Below are 24,315 nucleotides of genomic sequence, written 5' to 3'. Positions count from 1 at the left end.
CCCTGGGGATCTCCTGGCACACCGCCAACAACGCGATCCTGACAAGCGCTCAGGCCACGTTGTTAGACGATCCCTACCGCTTCGACGGCGTGGAGGTCCTCGGGGTCGATGATTCCCCCGCGCGCTTCGCTCCGGTGCGGGAGGTGCCCCCTGTGTGTGGCGCCACACCAGGCGGGGCGACCGGTACGTCACCGTGGTCATTTACCTGACCCCCGTACGCGACCGCAGTGGTCCGGCCCGGCTTGTGGACGTGGTCCCGGGCCGTTCCAAGAAGGCCATACAAGACCTGGCTCTCCCAGCGCGACCAGGACTGGCGTGGGCGGGTCGAGGTGGTGGCGATGGGCGGTTTCACCGGGTCCCGAGAGTGCCGCTGGCGAGGAGCTCCCACAGGCCCGGGCGGTCATGGACCCTTTTCACGTCGTGTCCCTAGCAGGAGACAAGCTCGATGAGTGCCGCCGCCGCGTCCAACGGGCGATCACGGGCCGGCGGGGCCGGGCAGGTGACCGGCTCTACCGGGCCCGGCGCACCCTGCACACCGGGGCCGGCCTGCTCACCGACGCCCAGGCCGAGTCTCGAGACCCTGTTCGCTGATGATCGCCACGCTGCGGTCCAGGCCGCCTGGGGTGTCTACCAGCGTCTCATCCAGGCCTACAGGGTCGAGGACCCGGGTCTGGGAAAGTACCTGATGCAACGGCTCATCGACTCCTTGAGGCAGGCCGTCCCAGAAGGGCTTGAGGAGATCCAGACACTGGCAAAGACCCTGACCGAAAGAGCCTCCGACATTCTGGCCTACTTCGACCGCCCCCGTACCTCCAACGGCCCCACGTCAGGCGATCAACGGACGCCTGGAGCACCTACGCGGTATCGCCCTGGGATTTGCGCAACCTGACCAACTACACCATCCGCAGCCTCATCCACACCGGACGCCTCAAAGACCACCTGAAAGCAATCACCTAAACCAGCCGATAAGCCCCACCTACCACACCCTCAAACACGAAGAGCCCGTTATGACCACCAGGCTTGCCAGATTGAATGGCCATTTTCTGTTTCTATTTTCCTAATATATTTAGGTGTTCTGTGGAACTCTAAGGATGGACCGAATGTGTACTCGTCTGACAGTGTCAGTGCTGCCTCTATGCAATCATTTGGTGTGGGCGAAGAGTGAGATTCAAGGCCTGTTACGCGTAGTACGTGACCATCAAATGCAAAATAAGCGCCCACCAAACCTACGCTCTTTTCTGAGCTCGTAATGAGGTGGCGTAAAACACTGGAAACACTGGGACTTCCGTCGTTGGCGGTGAGTTCTGGGTGGTTTTTTTCAATTGCGCTAGCCCATTTGTCGGCGTCCAACAAGGTCTTAATGCTTTCCTGCGACCCCTGTTGAGGTACTTCTACGTAAGGAGCTTTGTCTTTTACGTTTGAGTGTGTAATTATTTTGCTGGAGCGCCATGGTGTTTCTTTGTGCTTTCGGGAAGTTAAGTTGAAATTACTAATTAATCCAATCCATGAAGAGCAGTCATTCGTCATTGTGGTCCCCATTCCTTGGCTTTTCGCAACTTACTTGCACGAGGATCCTATCTCATCCAAATGTCGTTGGTCAATGACCTGATGAGACTCATCGGTAACACTGGTTGGGGGCTTGCTGAGAAAAGTTCGCGAAGTCCGTGGGGTGTGGCAGGTGTGGGGAGTGGGTTGTCGATACGTGCGTGGTGTCTTACGTCAGGCGGGGGAACTCCTCAAGGGAGAAGACCGACTCCACGGGCACGTCGAAGTATCGGGCGATGCGCAGGGCCAGGTGCAGCGAGGGGGCGTACTCCCCGCGCTCGAGGTAGCCCACCGTCTGGTAGTGGACGCCGAGGGCCTCGGCGAGCTCGCGGCGGCTCACCCGACGGTCGGCGCGCAGGACCGCGATCCGGTTGTGGACGACGTCGTCGGACATGGTCACAGACCGGACTGGGAGCGAATGGTGGACTGCACGCGCGCCAGACTACCGATGGTCTCCTTGCGGAAGCTGCGCCGCACGATGAACGAGGCCCCCGCGAAACCGAGAACCGTCCATGCCGCCAGGACCCCGATGGCGAGCGCCGGGGAGAAGGCTCGGCCCACCTCCCACGAGGGGTCACCCACCAGTGCCCAGCGGGTCAGGTGCCCCGACCAGTACGTCGGCAGTGTCAGCTGAACCGCCTGCACCCAGGAGGGGAGACGGCTCATGGGCATGAAGAAACCGCTCGTCCCGATGAGGGCGAAGATGGGCAGGTAGGAGGCCATGAAGCTGTAGACGCCGCGGACGAAGGCGCCCACGAGGAATCCCAGTGGGGCCGTCGCAACGGCTGACAGCACCATGAGCGGCAGGCAGGCCAGCACCTGGAACGTACTCAGGGGCAGCGCCTCAACGAACAGGGCTCCCCCGAGCAGAATGGCGCCCTGGAAGACGAGGGTCTGAGCGATTGAGGACATCGTCTTACCGATCGCCCACGTCAGCGGGCCGTGGGGCAGGACGCGCACCCGCAGCAGGGCTCCACCGATACGGTCGACGTAGGTCTCGCTGGCGATCTGAAAGGTGATGAAGCCGCTGATCGTGCCGATGCTGCCGGCGAGGAACATGGGGCCGAAGGTCGTGTGGGCATCGGTCGCGACCTGGGTGCTCCTGCCTGCCAGCACGATGGCGCTCACGGAGGCCAGCAATGCGACGCTCGACCCGACAATGCCTGCTCGCAGGTCCATGGCGGCCTGGCAACGGGCCGCGCGTAGAACTGCCAGAAAGGTGTGAGCGCTCATGAGCGGGACTCCTTGCTGCTGACGAGGGAGAGGTAGGTCTCCTCCAGGGTGGGGCGGGTGATGGCGAGCCCGGTGATGACGTCGAGGTCGAGCTCCTTGATGAAGCGCTCGGGGCAGTGAGTGGTGTGGACGTGGCGGGTGCCGTCCTGGACCCAGGTGATCTCAGCGCCGCGATCGAGGCGCTCGCGCAGCGCCGTGACCGTGCCGTCGGCGATGATCCGTCCCTCGTTCATGATGAGCACTCGAGAGGCCAGGTGCTCGACCTCGGCCAGGTCGTGGGTGGTCATGACGATGGTGGCGTCGTCGTCGACCCGGGCCAGGATGAGATCGTGCAGGCGCGCCTTGGAGACAGGGTCCAGTCCGGTCGTCGGTTCATCCAGGACGAGGAGCTCGGGCGCAGCCATGAGGGCGGCCGCGAAGTCAATGGTGCGTCGCTGCCCGCCGGAGAGCCTCGACAACCGGGAGTCGGCCTTCTCGCTGAGCCCGACGGCGTCGAGCACCTCGTCGACGCGGTTCACCCGGCTCGCCGCCGTCAGCTGGACTGAACGGATCCACTCCAGCTGGTCCCTCACCTTCCACTTGGCGTGGTCGGTCCAGCTCTGCTGCACCAGCCCGACCCTCGCCCAGAAGTCGGCGCCCGTTCGGCGCGGATCGGTGTCGAGCACGCGCACCCTGCCGCTGGTCGGGGTCAGAGAGCCCAGCAGGTTCTCCACGAGGGTCGTCTTGCCCACGCCGTTGGGGCCGAGCAGGCAGACGACCTCTCCGGCCTCGACCGACAGGTCGATGCCACGCAGCACCGGGGTGTCCCCGTAGGAGAACTCGAGGTTCTCCGTGGTGATGACTGGAGCCATCGCGCAAACCCTCCTGAGTAGAAGCGCAACTATATGTAGTAGATATGCTACATCATGGTGTTGGTGTTCGTCGGATCGGGAGGCGTGGCTCGCGGGGGCCCTTCACCCTCTGTCTCACTCTGCGGTCCCGTGCGGTCCCTTACCTGACGATGGGTCGTCATCGGGGTATGGTCTACGCCATGCGAGCGACCCTGCGGCCTCACGCCTGGTACCGGGCGAGCCTCCTGCTTAGTCGCCGCGGCGGGGCCTGACAGGCCGGCATCCCGACCGCGGCTGACTCGTCCTGCTCGGCCACGTCCTTGATCGTGCCCCCGGATTCCCCCAGAGCTCCTCAGTCCCTGCCGGAATCGCCGTCGGAACCACGAAGCATCTGATCCCAGGAGAAACCCGATGCGCAACGCCCGCCCCGCCCCCCAGCAGCCCTCCGGTATGCCATTCGCCAAGTACCGGCCCTTTCTCGACGTCGTCTCCATCGACCTGCCCGACCGCACCTGGCCGGACAAGCGCATCACCGCCGCCCCCCGTTGGCTGAGCACCGACCTGCGTGACGGCAACCAGTCCCTCATCGAGCCCATGGGCCCCCATGCCAAGCGCGCCATCTTCGACCTGCTCGTGACCATGGGCTTCAAGGAGATCGAGATCGGCTTCCCGGCCGCCTCGCAGACCGACTTCGACTTCGTGCGTTCCCTGGTGGATGACGGCGCGATCCCCGAGGACGTCACCATCTCGGTGCTCACCCAGTCGCGCGGTGAGCTCATCGACCGCACCCTGGACGCCTGCATCGGCATCCCGCGGGCCACCGTCCACCTCTACAACGCCCTGTCGCCCCTGTTCCGCAACGTCGTCTTCCGCATGGACCGCGACCAGATCCGCGAGCTCGCCGTCGACGGAACCCGCCAGATCATGGCCCGCGCCGAGAAGGTCCTCGACGAGGACACGATCTTCGGCTTCGAGTACTCCCCGGAGATCTTCGTGGACACCGAGCTCGACTACAGCCTCGAGGTCTGCCAGGCCGTCATGGACGTGTGGGAGCCCGAGGGGGACCGCGAGATCATCCTCAACCTGCCCGCCACCGTCGAGCGCGCCACCCCCAACGTCTACGCCGACCAGATCGAGTGGATGAGCCGCCACCTGCCCCGGCGCGAGTCCGTGTGCCTGTCCCTGCACAACCACAACGACCGCGGCTCGGGCGTGGCCGCCGCCGAGTTCGGCCTCATGGCCGGCGCCGACCGCGTCGAGGGCTGCCTGTTCGGCCACGGCGAGCGCACCGGCAACGTGGACCTGGTGACCCTGGCCCTCAACCTCTTCAGCCAGGGCGTCGACCCCATGCTCGACCTGTCCGACATCGACGAGGTCCGCCGCATCGTCGAGCGGGCCACCGGCATGGACGTGCCCCCGCGCACCCCCTACGCCGGCGAGCTCGTCTACACCTCCTTCTCCGGCTCCCACCAGGACGCCATCAAGAAGGGCTTCGCCGCGCGCGCCACGCAGGTCAGCGCCAGGAAGGCCGAGGGACTGGCCGACGCCGAGGCCGAGATCGCCGTCCCCTGGGCCATGCCCTACCTGCCCATCGACCCCCACGACGTGGGCCGCTCCTACGAGGCCGTCGTGCGCGTCAACTCCCAGTCCGGCAAGGGCGGGGTCGCCTACCTGCTGGGCACCACCCGCAAGCTCGAGCTGCCCCGCCGCCTCCAGATCGAGTTCTCCCGCATCGTCCAGCGCCACACCGACACCTACGGCGGCGAGGTCGACGGCGCCCGCCTGTGGTCGATCTTCGCCGACGAGTATCTGCCCGCTGCGGCTGCCCCCGAGGCCGAGCTCAGCCGCTGGGGCCGCTTCGAGCTGCGCGGCGCCACCCTGACCTCCACCGGTGACGACGAGGACTCCACCCTCACCATCACCCTGGTCGACGGCGGAACGGAGAAGCACCTGAGCGCCGCCGGTAACGGCCCCCTGGACGCTTTCGTCACCGCCCTGGAGAGCACGGGCCTGAGCGTGCGGATCCTCGACTACGTCGAGCACGCCCTGAGCGAGGGACGCGACGCGAAGGCCGCCAGCTACGTCGAGTGCGAGGTCGACGGCCAGGTCCTGTGGGGCGTGGGCATCGACCCCTCCATCACCACCTCCTCCTTCAAGGCCGTCATCTCCGCCCTCAATCGCGCCCTGCGCTGAGGGGGCGTGAGAGACTGCGCCCGTGACGAGCAGGCTGTACCGGGATGAGGCGATCATCCTGCGCACCTACAAGCTGGGCGAGGCCGATCGCATCATCGTGATGCTCACCCGCCACCACGGCCAGGTGCGTGCCGTGGCCAAGGGGGTGCGCCGCACCACCTCCCGTTTCGGCGCCCGCCTGGAGCCCTTCTCCATGACCGATGTCCAGCTCCACGCCGGACGCACCCTCGACGTCGTCACCCAGGCCGAGATCATCGACCCCTTCGGTCGGGTCGTGAGCGCCGACTACGCCATGTTCACCTGCGCCTCGACCATGGTGGAGACCGCCGAGCGCCTCAGTGCCGACGACGGCGACCTGGGCACCGAGGCCAGCCCCCAGCAGTACCTGCTGCTGGCCGGGGCCCTGGCTGCCATGTCCCACCGGCGCCACGCCCCCGGGCTCATCCTGGACTCCTACCTGCTGCGGGCCCTGGCCCTGGGGGGCTGGGCGCCCTCGTGCTACGACTGCGCCCTGTGCGGCGCACCCGGACCGCACCGGGCCTTTCACGTGCAGGCCGGTGGCGCGGTGTGCGAGTCCTGCCGCTCGGCCGGCGCCGTCGAGGTCGAGCCGGCCACGATGGCGCTCCTGGGTGCCCTGCTCTCCGGCGACTGGGCCGTGGCCGACGCCTCCGGCCAGCGCGAGCGCTCCCAGGCCTCCGGACTGGTCTCGGCCTACACGACCTGGTACCTGGAGCGGCGCCTGCGCTCCCTCGCACTGGTGGAAAGGGCATAACCATGACAGATGTCGCCAGAGACATGACGGTCGAGGCCGCCCCGCCCCTGCACCGGCCCGGCCTGACCCCGCCCGTGCTGCCGGCCGCCTCCCTGCCCCAGCACGTCGCCGTCGTCATGGACGGCAACGGGCGCTGGGCCAATGCCCGCGGCCTGCCCCGCACCGAGGGCCACCGGGTGGGGGAGGCCAATATGCTCGACGTCGCCGCCGGCGCCATTGAGATCGGCGTGAAAGAGCTGAGCGTCTACGCCTTCTCCACGGAGAACTGGCGGCGCTCACCCGGCGAGGTCCGCTTCATCATGGGCTTCGCCCGCAAGGTCCTGCGTGTCCAGCGCGATGTCCTCAACGCCTGGAACGTCAGGCTGCGCTGGATCGGACGCACCCCGCGCCTGTGGAAGTCCGTCCTGCGTGAGCTGCGTGAGGCCGAGCGCATCACCGCCCACAACACGGGCCTGGTCCTCAACCTGTGCATCAACTACGGCGGGCGGGCCGAGATCGCCGACGCCACCCGAGCCATCGCCGAGGACGTCGCCGCCGGCCGCCTCAAGGCCTCCTCCATCAACGAGAAGACCATCCAGCGTTACCTCTACTCACCCACCATGCGGGACGTGGACCTGTTCATCCGCACCGGCGACGAGCAGCGCACCTCCAACTTCCTCATGTGGTCCTCCTCCTACGCCGAGCTCTACTTCTCGCCCCTGGCCTGGCCGGACTTCAACCGCACCGAGCTGTGGAAGGCCTGCGAGGCCTACGCCGGGCGCGAGCGCCGCTACGGCGGGGCCGTGGACAAGGTGCTGCACGAGGAGCCCACCGGCGCTGAGGACCCGGAGGACGACGAGGCTGACGAGTCACCGCGCCACGACGGCCAGTAGGCGGCCGCCTGCGACAACCCGGCTCGGGCACCGGGCCGATCAGACCTGTTCAGTCCTGCGAGGCGTCCTGCGCCGAGCAGGTGGCGCACAGGCCGAAGAACTCCGCCGTGTGCTCCATCTGGGTGAAGCCCTGCCGGGTCGAGACCCGCTGAATCCACCCCTCCAGCTCACCGCCGGCAACCTCCACGGTGTAGCCGCAGCGGCGGCACACGATGTGGTGGTGGTGCTCCTGCTTCTCACAGGCCCGGTAGAGAATCTCGCCCTCGGCGCTGCGCACCTGGTCCACCGCTCCGGACTCCGCCAGGGTCTGCAGATTGCGGTAGACGGTGGCCAGCCCCACCTTGGTGCCCTCGGCCTCCAGCGCGGCATGGATCTGCTGGGCCGAGCGGAACTCGTCGGTGCGGGCGAGGATGTCGGCGACGGCGGCGCGCTGGCGCGTGGCGCGGGGGCGCTGCGCCGTGCTGCTTGCGCTCATGATCTGCCTCCTGAGGTGATGTGGTGCCGTCGGGAGCGGCTGACGAGCTGCAGCAGTCCGGACAGGAGGGCGACGACGGCGTAGCCCCCCACTAGGAGTACCACGATCATGGCGCCGGGAGAGGCCGCTACCAGGTAGGTGATCGTCAGACCCGACACACAGGCCACCACGCCCAGCCCCATCGCCAGGTACATGGTGCGGGCGAAGGAGTGCGAGACGAGCTGGGCGATGGCCACCGGCACGATCATGACCGCTGAGACCAGCAGGGCGCCCACCACCCGCATGGACACGGAGACCGTCAGTGCCGCCACCACCGCCACCAGCACGTTGAGGGCGCCGGTGGGCAGGCCGCAGGCGTGGGCGAACTCCTCGTCGTGGCACAGCGCGAACAGTGGGCCGCGCAGCCCCAGCCCGACCAGGAGCACCAGGGTGGCCAGGGCGATGGTGAACCAGGCGTCGGAGACCGAGACCGTGGAGATCGAGCCGAACAGGTAGGAGTTGAGGTTCGTCGTCGTCCCGCCGGCGACGCGAATGAGGATGACGCCCCCGGCGATGCCCCCGTAGAACAGGATGGCCAGGGCCACGTCTCCCCGGGTACGGCCGTTGGCGCGGATGACCTCGATCATCACGGCGCCCAGCACGCTGATGATGATCGCCCCGGGCACGGCCCAGGCGTCGTGGGGAGTGACGTTGGCGGCGGCCCCGGCCATCCAGCCCAGGGCGATGCCGGTCAGGGCGATGTGCCCGATCCCGTCGCCCAGCAGCGCCAGGCCCCGCTGGACCAGGTAGGTGCCCACCACCGGGGCTGCCAGCCCCACCAGGACCGCCACGATGAAGGCGCGCTGGATGAGGGGGCTGGCGAGCATGTCGGAGACGAACTCGATCATGGGCGGGTGCTCCTACCGGGATGAGGGCGCGTTTCAGGCAGTCGATGGTCGAGGACGGGGGCGTGGTGGGCCGGAGGGCCGCCGGCGTCCGGGTGGTGGTGATCGCCGCCGTCGCCGTCGCCGCTGTGAGCGCGGTACGGGTCGCCCTGGGATGCACCGGCCCCGCTGTCGCGAAGATGAGCCACCTCGTCGGCCGGGCCGTCGGCGACGAGCCGGCCGTCCTGCAGGAGGATCGCCCGCTGGACGACGCCGGCGAGCTCACTCATCTCGTGCAGGACCGTCACCAGGGTCAGCCCCTGCGTGCGCAGCCCCTGGAGAATCTCGGCCAGGGACTCGCGGCTGGCGCGGTCGATGCCTGCCAGGGGCTCATCGAGGATGAGCAGCTCGGGGGAGCGGACCAGGGCCCGGGCGATGAGGACGCGCTGGGCCTGCCCGCCGGAGAAGACCTGGACATGGTCCGCGGCCCGGTGGGCCAGGCCGACGGCGTCAAGCGCGGCCATGGCCCTCCGCTTGGCGCTCCGCCCCCGATCGGCCCAGGGCCGGCGCGGCCCCAGGAGCCCGGAGCGCACCACCTCCAGGGCAGTGGCCGGGACGCCGGAGCCGGCGCCGATCCGCTGAGGGACGTAGCCGACGCGCTCCCAGGGGACCCTGCGGCGGCGCGAGGCGGGGGTGCCCAGTACCTCGATGCTGCCGCCGGACAGGGGCACCAGGCCCAGAACGGCCTTGACGAGGGTGGACTTGCCCGATCCGTTGGCGCCCAGGATCGCCACGGACTCGCCGCCGCCCACGGCCAGGCTCACGTCGTCAAGGATGAGGGAGGAGCCCAGGACGACGCTGAGCTCACGGACCCTGATGGCGAGCGCGGACGACGCCGCCCGGGGTGAGCCGGACGGCGTCGTCGCGGACGCTGGTGAAGGTGGAGATGATACGGTCATGCGGTTGTGATCATGCCAATCTGAGTGGATGTCATCTGCTCGGGACCTCGAGCTCGGCGGCCCGGGCCCGAGGCTACTTGCACACCATGGCGGTCTTGAGCCGCCCCAGGTTGGTGGTCATGGCGTCGGTGTAGTCGCCCTGCTCGGGCTTGGACTCCAGGGGACTGAGAACGCTGGTCTCCGCCCCGGTCTCCGCGGCGATCGCCTTGGCGGGGGCGTCGGAGACCAGCTCCTCGGTGAAGATCGTCTTCACCCCCGTCTTCTCGACCACCGACTTGATGTTGGCCATCTCGGCGGGGCTGGGCTCGGTCTCCGGGTCGATGCCGGAGATGGAGGCCTGGGTCAAGCCGTAGCGCTCGGCCATGTAGCCGAAGGCGGCGTGGGAGGTGATGAAGGTCTTGTGCTGGCAGCTGGTCAGGCCCTGCTTGTACTGGTTGTCCAGGTTGGTCAGCGCCGTCTTGAGCTTGTCCAGGCCCGCCTTGTAGTCGTTGGCGTTGGCCGGGTCGATCTGGGCGAAGGAGGCCTCGAGGGCCTCGGCCACCTTGATCATGCGGTCCGGGTCGAGCCAGAAGTGCGGGTCGAGGTCGCCGTCGTGCCCCTCCTCGCCCTCGGCGTGGCTGTGCTCGTGGCCGTGCTCGTCGTGGCCGTGCTCGTCGTGCTCGGCCTCGCTGGCCTGTGCGGTGGCGGTGGCACTGGCCGAGGCACCGTCGGTGGCCTTCTCGCCGTGCTCGTGCTCGTGCTCAACCCCCTCGTGGTGGACGAGGTTGGCCGGCTTGCTCAGATCCACCACGGTGGGGCCGGAGCCGATCTCCTTGACGGCCTTGTCCAGGGAGGGCTGGAAGCCGGGGACGTAGGCGATGAGGTCGGCCTTGCCCAGCTCGGCGGTCTCCTTGCCGGAGAGCTCGAAGTCGTGCGGCTCGACGTTGGAGGGGGTCACGGTGGAGACCTTGACGCGCTTGCCGCCAATGGCCTCGGCCAGGTACTGGATCGGGTAGAAGGACGTGGAGACCGTCAGGGTCTTGCCCGGGGCGATCGTGTGCGGAGCCGAGGCGCTCGACGAGCTCTCGCTCTTCAGGGCGCTGCACGCGCTCATGCTGGCAGCCAGCATCAGGGTGGCTCCGAGCGCCACGATGCGGTGGAGATGACGGGAACGAGCCTGTGAAACACTCATGCGAATCATTCTCATACTCTGAAAGCCCTGCGTCAAACTCCGGGCGAGTCAGCGTGAGCGCTGCTGAGAGCCGGTTTGAACAGCAGTCAGGAGGGCCTCCCCGATGAGGTGGGGGCGAGTCCGCGGTGCGACGGGCCCCTCACCAACGCTCGGCGCCTGTCCGCCTAGACTGTTCCCACTCGTCCCCACCAACCAGGCGGGACCACGACCACTCCTGAAGGAGCATCCGTTGGCATCCACCCCTTCACGCCTCGACGCCGTCATCAACCTCGCCAAGCGGCGCGGGTTCGTCTTCCCCTGCGGCGAGATCTACGGCGGAACCCGCTCGGCCTGGGACTACGGGCCGCTGGGCGTCGAGCTCAAGGAGAACATCAAGCGCCAGTGGTGGCAGTACATGGTTCGCTCGCGCGACGACGTCGTCGGACTGGACTCCTCCGTCATCCTGCCGCGTGAGACCTGGGTCGCCTCCGGTCACGTCGGCGCCTTCACCGACCCGCTCGTGGAGTCCCTGCACACCCATAAGCGCTACCGCGCCGACCAGCTCGTCGAGGACTACGCCGCCCGCAAGGGCCTCGACCCCGAGACCGTCACCCTCGACATGGTTCCCGACCCCGTCACCGGCCAGCCGGGCTCCTGGACCGAGCCGCGCGAGTTCTCCGGCCTGCTCAAGACCTACCTGGGGCCGGTCGACGACGAGTCCGGCCTGCACTACCTGCGTCCCGAGACCGCCCAGGGCATCTTCATCAACTTCGCCAACGTCATGAGCGCGGCCCGCAAGAAGCCGCCCTTCGGCATCGGCCAGGTGGGCAAGTCCTTCCGCAACGAGATCACGCCGGGCAACTTCATCTTCCGCACCCGCGAGTTCGAGCAGATGGAGCTGGAGTTCTTCTGCGAACCGGGCACCGACGAGGAGTGGCACCAGTACTGGATCGACTACCGCAAGGCCTGGTACACCGGCCTGGGCATCAGCGAGGACAACCTGCGCCTCTACGAGCACCCCGCCGAGAAGCTCTCCCACTACTCCAAGCGCACCGTGGACCTGGAGTACCGCTTCGGCTTCGCCGGCTCGGAGTGGGGCGAGCTCGAGGGCATCGCCAACCGCACCGACTTCGACCTGTCCACCCACGCCGAGCACTCCGGCAAGGACATGTCCTACTTCGACCAGACCCGCTCCGAGCGCTGGACCCCCTACGTCATCGAGCCCTCCGCCGGCCTGACCCGCTCGCTCATGGCCTTCCTCGTGGAGGCCTACACCGAGGACGAGGCCCCCAACACCAAGGGCGGGGTGGACAAGCGCATCGTGCTCAAGCTCGATGCGCGCATCGCCCCGGTCAAGGCGGCCGTCCTGCCGCTGAGCCGCAAGGAGGAGCTGACCGGGCCGGCCAAGGAGCTGGCCGCCCGCCTGCGCCGCTCCTGGAACGTGGAGTACGACGACGCCGGCGCGGTCGGCCGTCGCTACCGCCGCCAGGACGAGGTCGGCACGCCCTTCTGCCTGACCTACGACTTCGACTCGCCCGAGGACGGGGCCGTCACCGTGCGCGAGCGCGACACGATGACCCAGGAGCGCATCCCGCTCGAGGGTGTCGAGCGCTACCTGGCCGAGCGCCTCATCGGCTGCTGAGCCGCACCGGGCAGGCCGGCGGTCTCGCTGACCCGGCCACCATCCGGATCCCGCCCCGTGTCCCTGGCTCACGTCAGGGACACGGGGCGGGCATGATGGGACGGTGAGCACCAACTCGACCTCCCCGAGCAACGAGTCCGTCCCCTCCGAGAGCCTTCCCGAGCCGCCGGCCGAGGGGGGCCGGGACAGCAGGAGCCACGGCCGTCATAGCCGCAGTGGCCACAGCCACTCCCACTCCGGGCCCCTGGACCTGGAGGCGGGGGAGGCCCGCCGGGTGCGGATCGTGCTCGGTGCCATTGTCGGCGCCCTGGTACTGGCCACCGTCGTCGGGCTGTTCGTGCTCTGGCCGGGCAAGAGCTCACTCATCGGCTCGCGCTCCTTCACCGCCGAGGGCGGCTCCGTGGGCGAGGCCACCATCACCTCCACGGACCTGTCGGGCTGTCAGGGCTCCGTGAGCGCCCTGACGGAGGTCAACGGCGTCAAACCGGAGGAGTTCGCCAAGAGCCACGTGTGCGCCCGCATCACCGAGGGGGAGGGCAAGGGCCTGATCATGCCGGTCCAGCTGGTGGGCGAGCCCCGCAAGCTCGCCCGCGCCGGCGACCGGCTCGTCGTCCTCTACTCGCCCCAGGCCATCCTGTCCGGCTCCCCCTACTCCTTCATCGACTACCAGCGCCAGCTCCCGGTCGGCGCCCTGGCGGTCGTCTACCTCGTGCTCGTCGTCGCCGTGGCCGGGCGCAAGGGCGTCCTGAGCGTCCTGGGCCTGCTGGTGGCCACCGGTGTGCTCGCCTTCTTCATGATCCCGTCGCTCCTAGCCGGCTCCCACCCGCTGGCGGTGACCCTGGTCGGATCGATGGCGATGATGCTGGCGGCCGTCTACGTGGCCCACGGCGTGTCCATCCGCACCACGACGGCTCTGCTGGGAACGGTGGCCGGCATCGTGCTGACCGTGCTGCTCGCCCTGTGGGGGACCGGTGCGGCCCACCTGACCGGCGACGTCGACGAGACCGCCCGCCTGCTGGCCTCGCGCACGCACATCGATCTGCAGACGCTGCTGACCTGCGGCATGGTCATCGCCGGGCTCGGCGTCCTCAACGACGTCACCATCACCCAGGCCTCCTCGGTGTGGGAGCTGCACGCCGCCAACCCGCTGCTGTCGCGCACGCGCCTGTTCACCGGCGGGATGAGGATCGGCCGGGACCACATCGCCTCAACCGTCTACACCCTGGCCTTCGCCTACGCCGGCACGGCGCTGCCGCTCATCCTGGCCGCCGCCCTCATGGACCGGGCCGTGCTGGACACCATGCTCTCGGGGGAGATCGCCGAGGAGATCGTGCGCACCCTCATCTCCTCCATCGGCCTGGTCCTGGCGATCCCGGCGACCACGGCGATCGCGGCGGCCCTGTGCCGCGTCACCCCGGTCCTCGACGAGTAGACGAGTAACCGATGACCGGCCTTAAGGACCGGGTGGGGCCGCTGTCTCAGCCGCCGGAGACGTCGGACTCGGCCTGGCTGAGCATCTCGCGGTGGGCCGCATCCAGGGCGGGGGAGTCCAGCCAGCCGTCGGGCAGACGGGGAGTCTTGGGGCTGCCGGCCCGCCCCCGGGGGCCCTCGACGATGTCACCGGGGTAGTTCACGACCTCGGGCAGGCGCGAGCGCATCCGCTCCAGGCCGGCGTCGAGCTCGTCCAGGCTCCGGATCCCCATGAGGTCGGCGCGCGCCGCGCCGCCGACCGGGTAGCCCTTGAGGTACCAGCCCACGTGCTTGCGCAGGTCACGCACCCCCCGGTCCTCACCCATCTCCTCAGCCAGCATGCGCCCGTGGCGGCGGATCACCTCGATGACGTCATCCAGGTCCGGGCGGGTGCGCGCCGGCGAGCCGTGCATGGCCGCCACGATATCGGCGAACAGCCAGGGGCGGCCCTGGCAGCCGCGGCCCACGACGACGCCGTCGCAACCGGTGGCCTCCATCATGCGCACCGCGTCGTCGCCCAGCCAGATGTCCCCGTTGCCGAGCACCGGCAGATCGGTGGACTCCTTGAGGCGGGCGATCTCCTCCCAGCGGGCCTGGCCCGAGTAGTGCTGGCGCGCGCTGCGGGCGTGCAGGGCCACGGCCGCGATCCCGGCGTTCTGGGCGGCCCGGGTGGCGTCGAGGAAGGTCTCGTGCTCCTCGTCGATACCCAGACGCATCTTCATGGTCACCGGCACCTGCCTCGCCCGCCCGACGGCGCGGGCGGCGGCCTCACTGGCGCGCACCGCCTCGGTGAGGATCGCCGCCAGCAGGTCGCGCTTCCACGGCAGCGCCGCCCCGCCGCCCTTGCGGGTCACCTTGGGGACCGGGCAGCCGAAGTTCAAGTCGATGTGGTCGGCCAGGTCCTCCTCCACCAGGATCCGCACCGCGGCCCCCACCGTGGCCGGGTCGACCCCGTAGAGCTGGATGGAGCGCACCCTCTCGGCCGGGTCGGTGCGCACCATCGCCAGGGTGCGCTCATTGCGCTCCACCAGGGCGCGGGTGGTGACCATCTCCGTGACGTACAGGCCCGCCGGGGCCAGCAGGGCGCCGTCGAGCGTGGGCAGCGGGCCGGGGGAGGGGGCCCTCAGCGACTCCGGCAGGGACGCCTCAGCCATCTCCCGGCACAGGCGGCGGAAGGAGGCGTTGGTGACGCCGGCCATGGGGGCGAGCTCGACGGGTGTGGGCACCACCAACGGCCCGATGCGCAGCGGCGCGGGCGCGCGGCCCGATGCGCAGGCGTCGGGGAGGCGGGGGCTGGTCTCACTCGTCGTCACCCCGACATGCTGACACACGGCGGGTGCCAGGGCCGTGACCGGCCCCGTCATGCGGCCCGGAACCGACACAGGTATAGACCACTTGTGAAGGAAGTAACAGGGGCGGATCGACATCGGCGTATGACGAACTGCTGATGGCGAGTGCTGATGCGCGTTACCTTGTGTGCTTGTGCTGATGAACGAAGAGACCGAGCCGTCGATATCACGTTCCGTCGTCGTGACCGGAGCCTCCCGGGGAATCGGGGAGGCGGTTGCGAAGGCGTTCCTGGCACAAGGCGACCGGGTGGCGGGCCTCTCCCGCTCCGGTGAGGCCCCCGACGGCGCCCTGGCCCTGGCCGCCGACGTCACCGACCCCGACGCCCTGGCCCAGGCCCTGGCCGCCGCCACCGAGGCGCACGGCCCCATCGAGGTCCTCGTGGCCTCGGCCGGCATCAACCGGGAGTCCCTGGCGGCCCGCACCTCCTCCCAGATGTGGGACGAGGTCATCTCAGCGGACCTGACCGGCACCTTCAACACCGTGCGCGCCGTGACGCCGGCCATGATGCGGGCCCGCAGGGGGTGCATCGTCCTGGTCTCCTCGGTGATCGCCGCCCGCGGAGGTGTGGGTCTGTCGGCCTACGGCGCCGCCAAGGGCGGGGTGGAGGGACTGACCCGCTCTCTGGCCCGCGAGCTCGCACCGCGCGGCATCACCGTCAACGCCGTGGCCCCCGGCGTCGTCACCACGGCGATGACCGCCTCCCTGCCCGACCACATCCGCGCCGCCTACCTCGAGCAGATCCCCCTGGGGCGCTTCGCCGACGTCACCGACATCGCCGGCCCCGTCCTCTTCCTGGCCTCACCCGCGGCCGCCTACGTCACCGGCGCGATCCTCGGCGTCGACGGCGGCCTGGGCATGGGGCGTTAGGCGCACGGCGGGGCGCGAGACGTCGTCGGGGCCGTATCCGGGCAGCGCCGCGGTGCCGTAGGGTAGAGCCGTGACAACGGATCCCATGCGCCGGCTCGTGCTCGTCCGACACTCCAAGGCCTCTCACGACGCCGTCACCGACCTGGAACGTCCTCTGACCCCCAAGGGCGCCGCCCTGGCCGGCCTGCTGGCCAAGGAGCTGCGCAAGCGCCTGGAGACCACCGATCTGCTGCTGGTCTCCCCGGCGGCCCGGGCCCGCGAGACCGCCCGCCCCATCCGCGACCGCCTCGAGCCCACCGACACCCTCGTGCGCGAGGAGATCTACAACCTGGGCCCCAACGGCATCCTCGGGGTCCTGGCCGAGGAGGGGGCGGACGCCAGGACGGTCGTCGTCGTCGGCCACGAGCCCACGATCTCCGTGCTCGCCCACATCCTCCACGACACCGACGACGACCTGGCCTCCCAGATCTCCTTCGGGGTGCCCACGGCCACCGCCGTCATCATCGACGTCCCCGGCACCTGGGCGGACCTGGAGCCCAGGAGCGCCCGCATCCGGGAGATCTTCACCGCCCGCAAGCGCGACTGAGGCCGGACCTCCCCGAAACCGCAGCCGGTCAGCCCCCGACCAGCTGCAGGACGGCACGCAGGTCACGCACGTGAATGGCCGCATCGGCCTGCTCGACGACCACCGGCTTGGCGCAGAACGCCACCCCCAGTCCCGCGGCCTCCAGCATCCCCAGGTCGTTGGCCCCGTCACCCACCGCGATGGTGCGCTCCATGGGCACCCCGTCCTGCTGGGCCCAGGAGAGCAGGCAGCGGACCTTCTCCTGACGGTCCACGATCCGCCCCAGCACCCGACCGGTGAGATGTCCACCCTCCACCTCCAGGCGATTGGCCGCCACGTGGTCGATGCCCAGCCGCTCGGCCAGAGGCACCACGACCTCCTCGAAACCACCCGAGACGACCCCCACCCGGCAGCCGCGTGCGTGCAGCGCCTCAATGAGCTCGGCCGCCCCCTTGGTGGGGCGCACCTCGGCCAGGACCTCTGCGAAGACCCCCTGGGGCACCCCGGCCAGCGTCGCTACCCGCTCGCGCAGGGAGGCAGCGAAGTCCAGCTCCCCGCGCATCGCCCGGGCCGTGACCTCGGCGACCAGCTCACGGGTCCCGGCGCGCTCGGCGATGAGCTCGATGACCTCCTGCTCGATGAGGGTGGAGTCCACGTCCATGACCAGCAGGCCGGGGCCCTCGGTCACTAAAGGGCCCCCGCTCAGCGCCCCGCTGAGGTCCGCGGAGTCGCCGGCACGGTGTCGAGAGGTGTCGCTCATGGCGCCATGCTAGTGGGCGAGCCGGCGGGCGAGCACGGCCGCGCCGTCGCCCGGAAGCTCGGGCGACGGCGCGCACCGGAAAGGCGGTAAGCCTGCGGTCAGCGGGTGACGACCTGCCCCTTGGCCACCACCGTGATGCCGGACTCGGTCACGGTGAAGCCCCGCTCACGGTCGTGCTCGGGGTCGATCCCCACCATGGCGCCCTCCTCGACCTTCACGTACTTGTCCAGGATCGCCCGGTTGACCACGGTGTTGCGGCCCACCTCGGTCCCGTCCATGATGACGGACTCACGCACCGAGGACCAGGAGTTGACGCGCACACCGGGGGACAGGACCGAGGAGATCACCTCACCGCCGGAGACGATGACGCCCGGTGAGACGATCGAGTCGACCGCGTGCCCCAGGCGCTCGTGGTGACCGTAGACGAACTTGGCCGGAGGCATCGCGGCCTGGTAGCCGGCGAACAACGGCCAGCGGTCGTTGTACAGGTTGAACACGGGAGTCACCGAGATGAGGTCCTGGTGGGCCTCGAAGAAGGCGTCCACGGTACCCACGTCGCGCCAGTAGTCGCGGTCGCGCTCGGAGGAGCCGGGAACGTCGTTGTCCTTGAAGTCGTAGACGCCGGCCGCACCCTGGTTGACGAACCAGGGCACGATGCTGCCGCCCATGTCGTGCTTGGAGGTCTCGTCGGCGGCGTCCACCGTGACGGCCTCCAGGAGCGCGTCGGCGTTCATGATGTAGTTGCCCATCGAGGCCAGGACCTCATCGGGGGAGTCCGGCAGACCGGGGGTCTCCTTGGGCTTCTCCACGAAGGCCTTGATCCTGCCGCGGTCGGCCGGGTCGGTCTCGATGACGCCGAACTGGTCCGCCAGGGACCGGGGCTGACGGATGCCCGCGACGGTGCAGGGCAGCCCGGAGGCGATGTGGTGCTCCAGCATCTGGGAGAAGTCCATGCGGTAGATGTTGTCCGCACCGGTGATGACCACGTAGTCGGGCCGCTCGTCGTCGAGCAGGTTGAGGGACTGGTAGATGGCGTCGGCGCTCCCCAGGAACCAGTGCTTGCCCACGCGCTGCTGGGCCGGCACCGGCGCGATGTAGTTGCCCAGCATGTCGGACATGCGCCACGTCTTGGAGATGTGACGGTCCAGCGAGTGGGACTTGTACTGGGTGAGCACCACGACCTTGAGGAAGCCGGAGTTGATCATGTTGGACAGGGAGAAGTCGATGAGGCGGTAGATACCGCCGAAGGGCACGGCCGGCTTGGCACGATCGACGGTCAGGGGCATGAGACGCTTACCCTCGCCACCAGCGAGGACGATTGCGAGAACACGAGGTTGAGCCATGTGGCCCACCTTACGTCGCTCGGGAGGCTCGTGGGGCCAAATGGGTCACAATCCGGGTAGATTCTGTATCGAATCGTTGCCTGAGGTGTTGTCTCAGGCTCTGATACGCCCAGCGAGCCTGCCTGGCCGAGTCCCCGGCCCTCACGCGCAACCCGCCTCCTCCGCAGCCTGCCTGACCTCAGCCGGACCTTCTCGTAGGAGTCGGTGGAAACCACCGGCGCTGAACGGTCCCGCCGGGGCCCGTATGCGTATAACGTCGGGTGTGGCGCCCGCCCCACCGCAGGCGCCCGTCCTGCGCCGAGGAAGGCGCGGTCAGTCCATCCAACAGACAGAGGAGAGGCACACCCATGAGGGTCGACCTGCTGACCAAGGAGTACCCACCCTTCATCTACGGAGGCGCCGGAGTCCACGTCAACGAGCTCGCCAAGGTCCTGCGCCCCCTGGCCGACGTGCGCGTCCACGCCTTCGGCGGCCCCCGCGAGCCCGGCACCGAGGGCGCCGACGACGGCGTCACCGGCTACCCCGAGATCGCCGAGCTCGACGGCGCCAACGCCGCCCTGCGCACCTTCGGAGTCGACCTGGAGATGACCCAGGGAACCGAGGGAACCGACCTCGTCCACTCCCACACCTGGTACGCCAACCTCGCCGGCCACCTGGCCGGCCTGCTCCACGGCGTCCCCCACGTCATCAGCGCCCACTCCCTGGAGCCCCTGCGCCCCTGGAAGGCCGAGCAGCTCGGAGGCGGCTACGCCCTGTCCTCCTGGGCGGAGAAGACCGCCTACGAGGCCGCCTCCGGGATCATCGCGGTCTCCAACGGCATGCGCGAGGACATCCTGCGCTCCTACCCGGCCGTCGAGCCCGAGCGCGTCAAGGTCGTCCACAACGGCATCGACCTCGAGGCCTGGAAGCACCCGCAGGGCCAGGAGGCCGACGCCGCGGCCACCGCCACCCTCAAGCGCCTGGGCATCGACCCCGACCGACCCACCGTCGTCTTCGTCGGACGCATCACCCGCCAGAAGGGCCTGCCCCACCTGCTGCGCGCCTGCGAGCAGCTGCCCGCGGACGTCCAGGTCATCCTGTGCGCAGGCGCCCCCGACACCCCCGAGATCAAGGCCGAGGTCGAGGGCCTCGTGGCCCGCCTGCGCGAGAAGCGCACCGGCGTGGTCTGGATCGAGGAGATGCTGCCGCGCCCCGAGCTCATCGCCGTGCTGGCCGCCTCCGACGTCTTCGTGTGCCCCTCGGTCTACGAGCCCCTGGGCATCGTCAACCTCGAGGCCATGGCCGTGGGCCTGCCGGTCGTCGGCTCGGCCACCGGCGGTATCCCCGACGTCATCGTCGACGGCGAGACCGGCCTGCTGGTGCCCATCGAGCAGGTCCAGGACGGCACCGGCACCCCCATCGACCCGGCCCGCTTCGAGGCCGACCTGGCCGAGCGCCTCACCACCCTGGTCACCGACACCGAGGCCGCCAGGACCATGGGACAGGCCGCCCGACGCCGCGTCGAGGAGCACTTCGCCTGGGAGGCCATCGCCCAGCGCACCATGGACGTCTACAACTGGGTCCTGGCCCAGGGCTGAGCGGGACGGCTCCCGCTCGCCCCCGCCACCGAGTGGCGCGTGCCCTCTACCGGGCCCACCACTCGGTGGCCGCAGCGGCGCCGTGACGCGCCACCGCCAGCAGGGGACGCAGGACGTCGGCTCGCCGCCGCGCCTGAAGGGCGGTCGTGGCCGCACCGTCGTCGTCCAGGGCCAGCTCGCACATCCCCGCCAGCCGCAAGGAGCGCTCCAACAGCTCCCGATCACGGCGCTCCAGCCACGGCGGGATGAGCCGCGGATCCACCACCGCGGTGAGCAGGTCATTGAGGGCGTCGGCCAGCTCCGGGCGCTCGCGGGCCAGGTCAAGCTCGACGAGCGCCTCAATGGCCTCCTCGGTGGCTGCGTGCACCTGGCGGCGGGCGTGCGCCGCATCCAGCGGGGGCAGCGGGCCGGCCATGGGCTCGGCGTGCCAGGTCACCGAGGTGCCGGAGTCCTCGGGCGCCAGCAGCACCCGGCCGGCCGCCCCCTCCAGCACGACGCCCTCCTCGATGTCGGGCAGGAGCCCCCAGGTGCCGGTGCCGCCGGCCGGTGAGGGCAGGACCGCGCTCACCCGGCTCAGTGGGCGGACGGAGGTGAGCCACTGCGCCAGGCCGACACGTCCTGGATCGTCAGCGGTACCGGTCGGCGTGTCCGGGCCCCCGGTGACGGTGCTGCCGATGACGTCATGGACGCCGTCGGGGCCTTCAACGAGCGACATGCCGTGGGATGAGGGCGATGGCGCCCACAGGGCCAGCACGATGCTGACAGGCGGGTTGAGGGGATCCATGGGGGCCAACCATAGTGAATGGCGGCGGGGCGGGACCCGATGGGGACTGGGCACCATGCGGATCGCGGCTCTCCTCCCGCATCTGCCCGGTGTGAACTCGGCGTCACGATAGGATCGCCTCATGACCAGTGTCCTGCACCTCGACGACGTCTCGCTGCACCGTGGCAGCCACCAGATCCTCAGGCACGTCAGCTGGACCGTGGAGGAGGGGCAGCACTGGGTACTGCTGGGATCCAACGGTGCGGGCAAGACCACGATCGCCAGGATCGCCTCGGCCAGGCTCTTCCCCTCCTCCGGCACGGTGGACGTCCTCTCCGAGCGGCTCGGGCGCGTGGACGTCTCCGAGCTCCACCCCCGTATCGGCCTGTTGTCCTCGGCCCTGGCCGCCGACGTGCAGAACGGCGAGAAGGTGCTCGGCGTGGTCCTGTCGGCCTCCTACGGGCGCATCGGACGCTGGCGCGAGGAGTACGACGACGTCGACGTCGAGCGAGCTCACGCCCTGCTGGGTGCCCTGGGGGCCGCTCACCTGGCCGACCGGTCATGGGGAACACTGTCGTCGGGGGAGCGCAAGCGCGTCGAGCTGGCTCGTGCTCTCATGCCGGACCCGGAGATGCTCATCCTCGATGAGCCCGCCTCGGGTCTGGACCTGGCAGGACGTGAACAGCTCCTGGCGGCGCTCACCGAGATCATCTCCTCGCCCGACTCACCCTCCATGGTCCTGGTGACCCACCACCTGGAGGAGATCCCGGAGGGCTTCACCCACGCACTCACGCTGCGTGAGGGGAAGGTCGTGGGCTCCGGCCCGCTTCAGGAAGTCCTCACCGCGGACACGATCAGCACGACCTTTGGCATGGAGCTGGAGGTCACCCATGACCGCGGCCGCTACGCCGCCAGGGGGCGCCCGGGCGGCCGCGGCAGGCGCGTCGCCGAGGCCAGGGGCTGACCGGTTCCGGGCGGGACGGCCGCTTGGACCTATCGTCCCACCAACCCGGTACAGGACCACATATTCACCAACCGCGTTCATCAGGAGGTTCTCATGGAATGGCTGCTCTGGGTCGGAGGGGCGCTGATCCTCATCGTCATCGAGACGCTGACAGTCGACCTCACCTTCCTCATGATCGCCGGCGGTGCGCTGGGAGGAGGGCTGACCTCCTTCCTCGGCGGGCCCGTGTGGGCGCAGGTCGTGGTCTTCGCCTGCGTCTCCACCCTGCTTCTGTTCGCCGTGCGCCCCTGGGCCAAGCGTCGCCTGGCGGCCACCACCCCGGAGATGAAGACCAACGTCGACGCCCTCATCGGTCGGTCTGCCGTCACCATTACCCCTGTTGACCGGGAAGGCGGACGGGTGCGCTTGAGCGGTGAGGAGTGGAGCGCTCGTCTGGCCCCCGCCGTCCAGGGGGGTGAGCCTCGCCTGGAGGCCGGGGTGAGTGTGACCGTGACGCAGATCGACGGGGCCGTGGCCGTGGTCACCCCGGCAACAACCTCCGCCACTGCACCCGCGTCCTGACGCCGCCCGCGGGCCCGCCAACCATTCTGACCACCCGTTCAACCCCGCAGGAGGAACCTCGTGCCCTTCGTGTCCATTGTCTTGTTTCTCGTGGCCGTGACGGTCATCATCGTCATCTTCCGTGCAGTGCGGATCGTCCAGCAGAGCACTGCAATCATTGTTGAGCGTTTCGGGCGCTTCCAAGCCGTCTATCAACCCGGTTTTCACATCGTTGTTCCGTTCATCGACCAGATCCGCACCACCTTGGATCTGCGTGAGCAGGTCGTCTCCTTCCCTCCCCGGTCGGTGATTACGTCTGACAACCTCATGGTGAGCATTGACTCGGTGGTCTACTACCAGATCACCGACCCCATGCGTGCCACCTACGAGATCGACAACTACCTCGGAGCGATCGAGCAGCTCACCGGAACCACCCTGCGTAACGTCGTCGGCTCCATGGATCTGGAGCAGACGCTGACCAGTCGGCGTCAGATCAACGACCAGCTGCGCGGCGTCCTGGACCAGACCACTGGCCGTTGGGGCATTCGCGTCAACAGCGTGGAGCTGAAGTCCATCGACCCGCCCGCCTCCATCCAGGGATCCATGGAGCAGCAGATGCGTGCCGAGCGTGACCGCCGTGCCGCGATCCTGACGGCCGAGGGTGTCAAGCAGTCCCAGATCCTCACGGCCGAGGGTGAGAAGCAGTCCGCGATCCTGCGTGCTGAGGGTCAGGCACAGTCCGCGATCCTCAAGGCTCAGGGTGAGTCGCGCGCCATCCTTCAGGTCTTCGACGCCATCCACCGCGGTAACGCCGACTCCAAGCTGCTGGCCTACCAGTACCTCCAGACCCTGCCCAAGATCGCCAACGGCTCCTCCTCCAAGATGTGGATCGTTCCGACCGAGTTCACCGCTGCCCTCGACGGCATCGCCGGTGCCCTCGGCGGCGGCAAGGGGCCTGAGCCGGAGGGCGACGACTCGAGCAGCGGCGTCGACCTGTCGGGCAGCGAGTTCGACCTGGGGATCGCCTCAGGCCTGGCCAGCACCAGTCTTCAGACCCCCGAGGAGGCCCTCGCCCAGGCCCGCGGTGAGGCCGAGTCGGCCTCCCAGGAGGCCAGCGAGGAACCCGCTTCCAAGGGGAGCGCCTCTCCGAAGGCTCCCGCGGATGAGGCCGACGGCGAGGCCACGGTCACCGTTCCGACCTCCGACGGCCCCGAGGGGCCTCACGCCGCGCACGGCAGCCACGCGATCGCCCCCGAGGAGGTCCAGCCCGGTTCCGTGCCCCCGCGCGGCGGTTACGGCATCCAGGCCCAGCCCGGCTACGGCACGCCTCCCGGCGCGCCCCAGGGGCCCTACGGCGCCTGAGCCGGCTGCCTTCACACCCCTGGGGAACCGGACGAGGGCCCGGGGACACTCGCTGCGGCGGGAGGAGTGGGCGATCCACGATGATCGACCTATTCTTCCCGCCGTACTGCTGTACTGAACCGGGAAGGCCCCAGAAGGTGACGAAGCGATGATCATTGAGCTGGCCGACGGCGCCGACGAGCGCCTGGCGGACTACACCAGGCTGACGGACGTGGCGCTG

Annotated in this window: 23 protein-coding genes and 1 pseudogene; 12 read left to right on the top strand and 12 right to left on the bottom strand. The window is 69.2% G+C overall.

All coding sequences use genetic code 11. The annotated features are described in order from the left end of the window. Nucleotides 1–957, top strand: a pseudogene (locus BKH32_RS13375) (ISL3 family transposase); the annotation flags it as partial. 48 nt (nucleotides 958–1,005) lie between these two features. On the opposite strand, the gene BKH32_RS13805 reads toward BKH32_RS13375, so the two are convergent. The 4 genes from BKH32_RS13805 to BKH32_RS12770 all read right to left on the bottom strand — a co-directional run bounded on the left by BKH32_RS13805 (nucleotide 1,006) and on the right by BKH32_RS12770 (nucleotide 3,629). Further along, entirely contained in the window at nucleotides 1,006–1,527 is a 522-nt protein-coding gene (locus BKH32_RS13805; RefSeq protein ID WP_143222848.1) for a hypothetical protein, read from the bottom strand. A gap of 187 nt (nucleotides 1,528–1,714) precedes the next feature. Beyond that, a complete protein-coding gene (locus BKH32_RS12780; protein WP_020991564.1) occupies nucleotides 1,715–1,939 on the bottom strand; it encodes a helix-turn-helix transcriptional regulator in 225 nt (74 codons plus the stop codon). Between the two features lie 2 nt (nucleotides 1,940–1,941). Next, entirely contained in the window at nucleotides 1,942–2,778 is an 837-nt protein-coding gene (locus BKH32_RS12775; protein ID WP_075250376.1) for an ABC transporter permease, read from the bottom strand. Further along, nucleotides 2,775–3,629 (bottom strand): ABC transporter ATP-binding protein, encoded by an 855-nt coding sequence (locus tag BKH32_RS12770; RefSeq protein ID WP_075250375.1) that lies wholly within the window; start codon nucleotides 3,627–3,629, stop codon nucleotides 2,775–2,777. The genes BKH32_RS12775 and BKH32_RS12770 overlap by 4 nt, the downstream gene beginning before the upstream one ends. 390 nt (nucleotides 3,630–4,019) lie before the next feature. Here BKH32_RS12770 and leuA point away from each other — a divergent pair, with 390 nt between their 5' ends. The 3 genes from leuA to uppS are packed head-to-tail and all read left to right on the top strand — an operon-like array spanning nucleotide 4,020 to nucleotide 7,445. Then, nucleotides 4,020–5,801: a 2-isopropylmalate synthase gene (gene leuA, locus BKH32_RS12765; RefSeq protein WP_075250374.1), complete on the top strand. Its 1,782-nt coding sequence runs from the start codon at nucleotides 4,020–4,022 to the stop codon at nucleotides 5,799–5,801. Between the two features lie 22 nt (nucleotides 5,802–5,823). Further along, complete coding sequence (gene recO / locus BKH32_RS12760) at nucleotides 5,824–6,573, top strand: DNA repair protein RecO (RefSeq protein ID WP_075250373.1); 750 nt, start codon at nucleotides 5,824–5,826, stop codon at nucleotides 6,571–6,573. A 2-nt stretch (nucleotides 6,574–6,575) separates the two neighbouring features. After that, entirely contained in the window at nucleotides 6,576–7,445 is an 870-nt protein-coding gene (gene uppS / locus BKH32_RS12755) for a polyprenyl diphosphate synthase (protein WP_075250372.1), read from the top strand. A gap of 49 nt (nucleotides 7,446–7,494) precedes the next feature. Here uppS and BKH32_RS12750 read toward each other — a convergent pair whose 3' ends face one another. The 4 genes from BKH32_RS12750 to BKH32_RS12735 form a co-directional block, all read right to left on the bottom strand. Further along, nucleotides 7,495–7,920 carry a Fur family transcriptional regulator gene (locus BKH32_RS12750; protein WP_075250371.1) on the bottom strand — a complete coding sequence of 142 codons (426 nt, stop codon included), beginning with the start codon at nucleotides 7,918–7,920 and terminating at the stop codon, nucleotides 7,495–7,497. Continuing rightward, entirely contained in the window at nucleotides 7,917–8,807 is an 891-nt protein-coding gene (locus BKH32_RS12745; RefSeq protein WP_075250370.1) for a metal ABC transporter permease, read from the bottom strand. Before BKH32_RS12745 ends, BKH32_RS12750 begins: the two co-directional genes overlap by 4 nt. Next, a complete protein-coding gene (locus BKH32_RS12740) occupies nucleotides 8,804–9,742 on the bottom strand; it encodes a metal ABC transporter ATP-binding protein (RefSeq protein WP_075250369.1) in 939 nt (312 codons plus the stop codon). The genes BKH32_RS12745 and BKH32_RS12740 overlap by 4 nt, the downstream gene beginning before the upstream one ends. Nucleotides 9,743–9,815: 73 nt before the next feature. Next, nucleotides 9,816–10,913 (bottom strand): metal ABC transporter substrate-binding protein, encoded by a 1,098-nt coding sequence (locus BKH32_RS12735; protein WP_075250368.1) that lies wholly within the window; start codon nucleotides 10,911–10,913, stop codon nucleotides 9,816–9,818. Nucleotides 10,914–11,142: 229 nt separating this feature from the next. Between BKH32_RS12735 and BKH32_RS12730 the strand changes: the two genes are divergently transcribed. Then, nucleotides 11,143–12,534, top strand: a complete 1,392-nt coding sequence (locus tag BKH32_RS12730) for a glycine--tRNA ligase (RefSeq protein ID WP_075250367.1) — start codon at nucleotides 11,143–11,145, stop codon at nucleotides 12,532–12,534. Between the two features lie 103 nt (nucleotides 12,535–12,637). Continuing rightward, nucleotides 12,638–13,966: a YibE/F family protein gene (locus tag BKH32_RS12725; protein ID WP_075250366.1), complete on the top strand. Its 1,329-nt coding sequence runs from the start codon at nucleotides 12,638–12,640 to the stop codon at nucleotides 13,964–13,966. Between the two features lie 46 nt (nucleotides 13,967–14,012). Here BKH32_RS12725 and dusB read toward each other — a convergent pair whose 3' ends face one another. Beyond that, nucleotides 14,013–15,368, bottom strand: coding sequence for a tRNA dihydrouridine synthase DusB (gene dusB / locus BKH32_RS12720; protein WP_075250365.1), 1,356 nt, complete (start codon nucleotides 15,366–15,368; stop codon nucleotides 14,013–14,015). A 124-nt stretch (nucleotides 15,369–15,492) separates the two neighbouring features. On the opposite strand from dusB, the gene BKH32_RS12715 reads away from it, so the two are divergent. Together BKH32_RS12715 and BKH32_RS12710 are read left to right on the top strand one after the other, a co-directional pair. Further along, complete coding sequence (locus tag BKH32_RS12715) at nucleotides 15,493–16,221, top strand: SDR family oxidoreductase (protein WP_178384687.1); 729 nt, start codon at nucleotides 15,493–15,495, stop codon at nucleotides 16,219–16,221. A gap of 85 nt (nucleotides 16,222–16,306) precedes the next feature. After that, nucleotides 16,307–16,807, top strand: coding sequence for a histidine phosphatase family protein (locus BKH32_RS12710; protein ID WP_081376817.1), 501 nt, complete (start codon nucleotides 16,307–16,309; stop codon nucleotides 16,805–16,807). Between the two features lie 28 nt (nucleotides 16,808–16,835). On the opposite strand, the gene serB is transcribed toward BKH32_RS12710, so the two are convergent. Both serB and glgC read right to left on the bottom strand, forming a co-directional pair. Further along, nucleotides 16,836–17,546, bottom strand: a complete 711-nt coding sequence (gene serB, locus BKH32_RS12705) for a phosphoserine phosphatase SerB (protein ID WP_075250362.1) — start codon at nucleotides 17,544–17,546, stop codon at nucleotides 16,836–16,838. 98 nt (nucleotides 17,547–17,644) lie between these two features. Then, on the bottom strand, nucleotides 17,645–18,889 hold the full coding sequence (glgC, locus tag BKH32_RS12700; protein WP_075250361.1) for a glucose-1-phosphate adenylyltransferase: 1,245 nt from the start codon (nucleotides 18,887–18,889) through the stop codon (nucleotides 17,645–17,647). Nucleotides 18,890–19,236: 347 nt separating this feature from the next. Between glgC and glgA the strand changes: the two genes are divergently transcribed. After that, the gene (gene glgA / locus BKH32_RS12695) at nucleotides 19,237–20,466 is read left to right on the top strand and encodes a glycogen synthase (protein WP_075250360.1); all 1,230 of its coding nucleotides are present in this window, start codon (nucleotides 19,237–19,239) and stop codon (nucleotides 20,464–20,466) included. Nucleotides 20,467–20,512: 46 nt separating this feature from the next. Here the strand turns inward: glgA and BKH32_RS12690 are convergent, their stop codons facing one another. Continuing rightward, entirely contained in the window at nucleotides 20,513–21,250 is a 738-nt protein-coding gene (locus tag BKH32_RS12690; RefSeq protein WP_075250359.1) for a hypothetical protein, read from the bottom strand. A gap of 121 nt (nucleotides 21,251–21,371) precedes the next feature. Between BKH32_RS12690 and BKH32_RS12685 the strand changes: the two genes are divergently transcribed. From BKH32_RS12685 to BKH32_RS12675, 3 genes are all read left to right on the top strand, one after another. After that, the gene (locus BKH32_RS12685) at nucleotides 21,372–22,193 is read left to right on the top strand and encodes an ABC transporter ATP-binding protein (RefSeq protein WP_075250358.1); all 822 of its coding nucleotides are present in this window, start codon (nucleotides 21,372–21,374) and stop codon (nucleotides 22,191–22,193) included. Nucleotides 22,194–22,286: 93 nt separating this feature from the next. Further along, complete coding sequence (locus BKH32_RS12680) at nucleotides 22,287–22,754, top strand: NfeD family protein (protein ID WP_075250357.1); 468 nt, start codon at nucleotides 22,287–22,289, stop codon at nucleotides 22,752–22,754. A gap of 60 nt (nucleotides 22,755–22,814) precedes the next feature. Continuing rightward, complete coding sequence (locus BKH32_RS12675; protein ID WP_075250356.1) at nucleotides 22,815–24,095, top strand: SPFH domain-containing protein; 1,281 nt, start codon at nucleotides 22,815–22,817, stop codon at nucleotides 24,093–24,095. Nucleotides 24,096–24,315 lie beyond the last annotated feature (220 nt).

This window comes from Actinomyces oris (genome assembly GCF_001929375.1).
GTDB classification, from domain to species: domain Bacteria; phylum Actinomycetota; class Actinomycetes; order Actinomycetales; family Actinomycetaceae; genus Actinomyces; species Actinomyces oris_B.
This window is presented reverse-complemented; position numbering and strand designations above follow the sequence as displayed.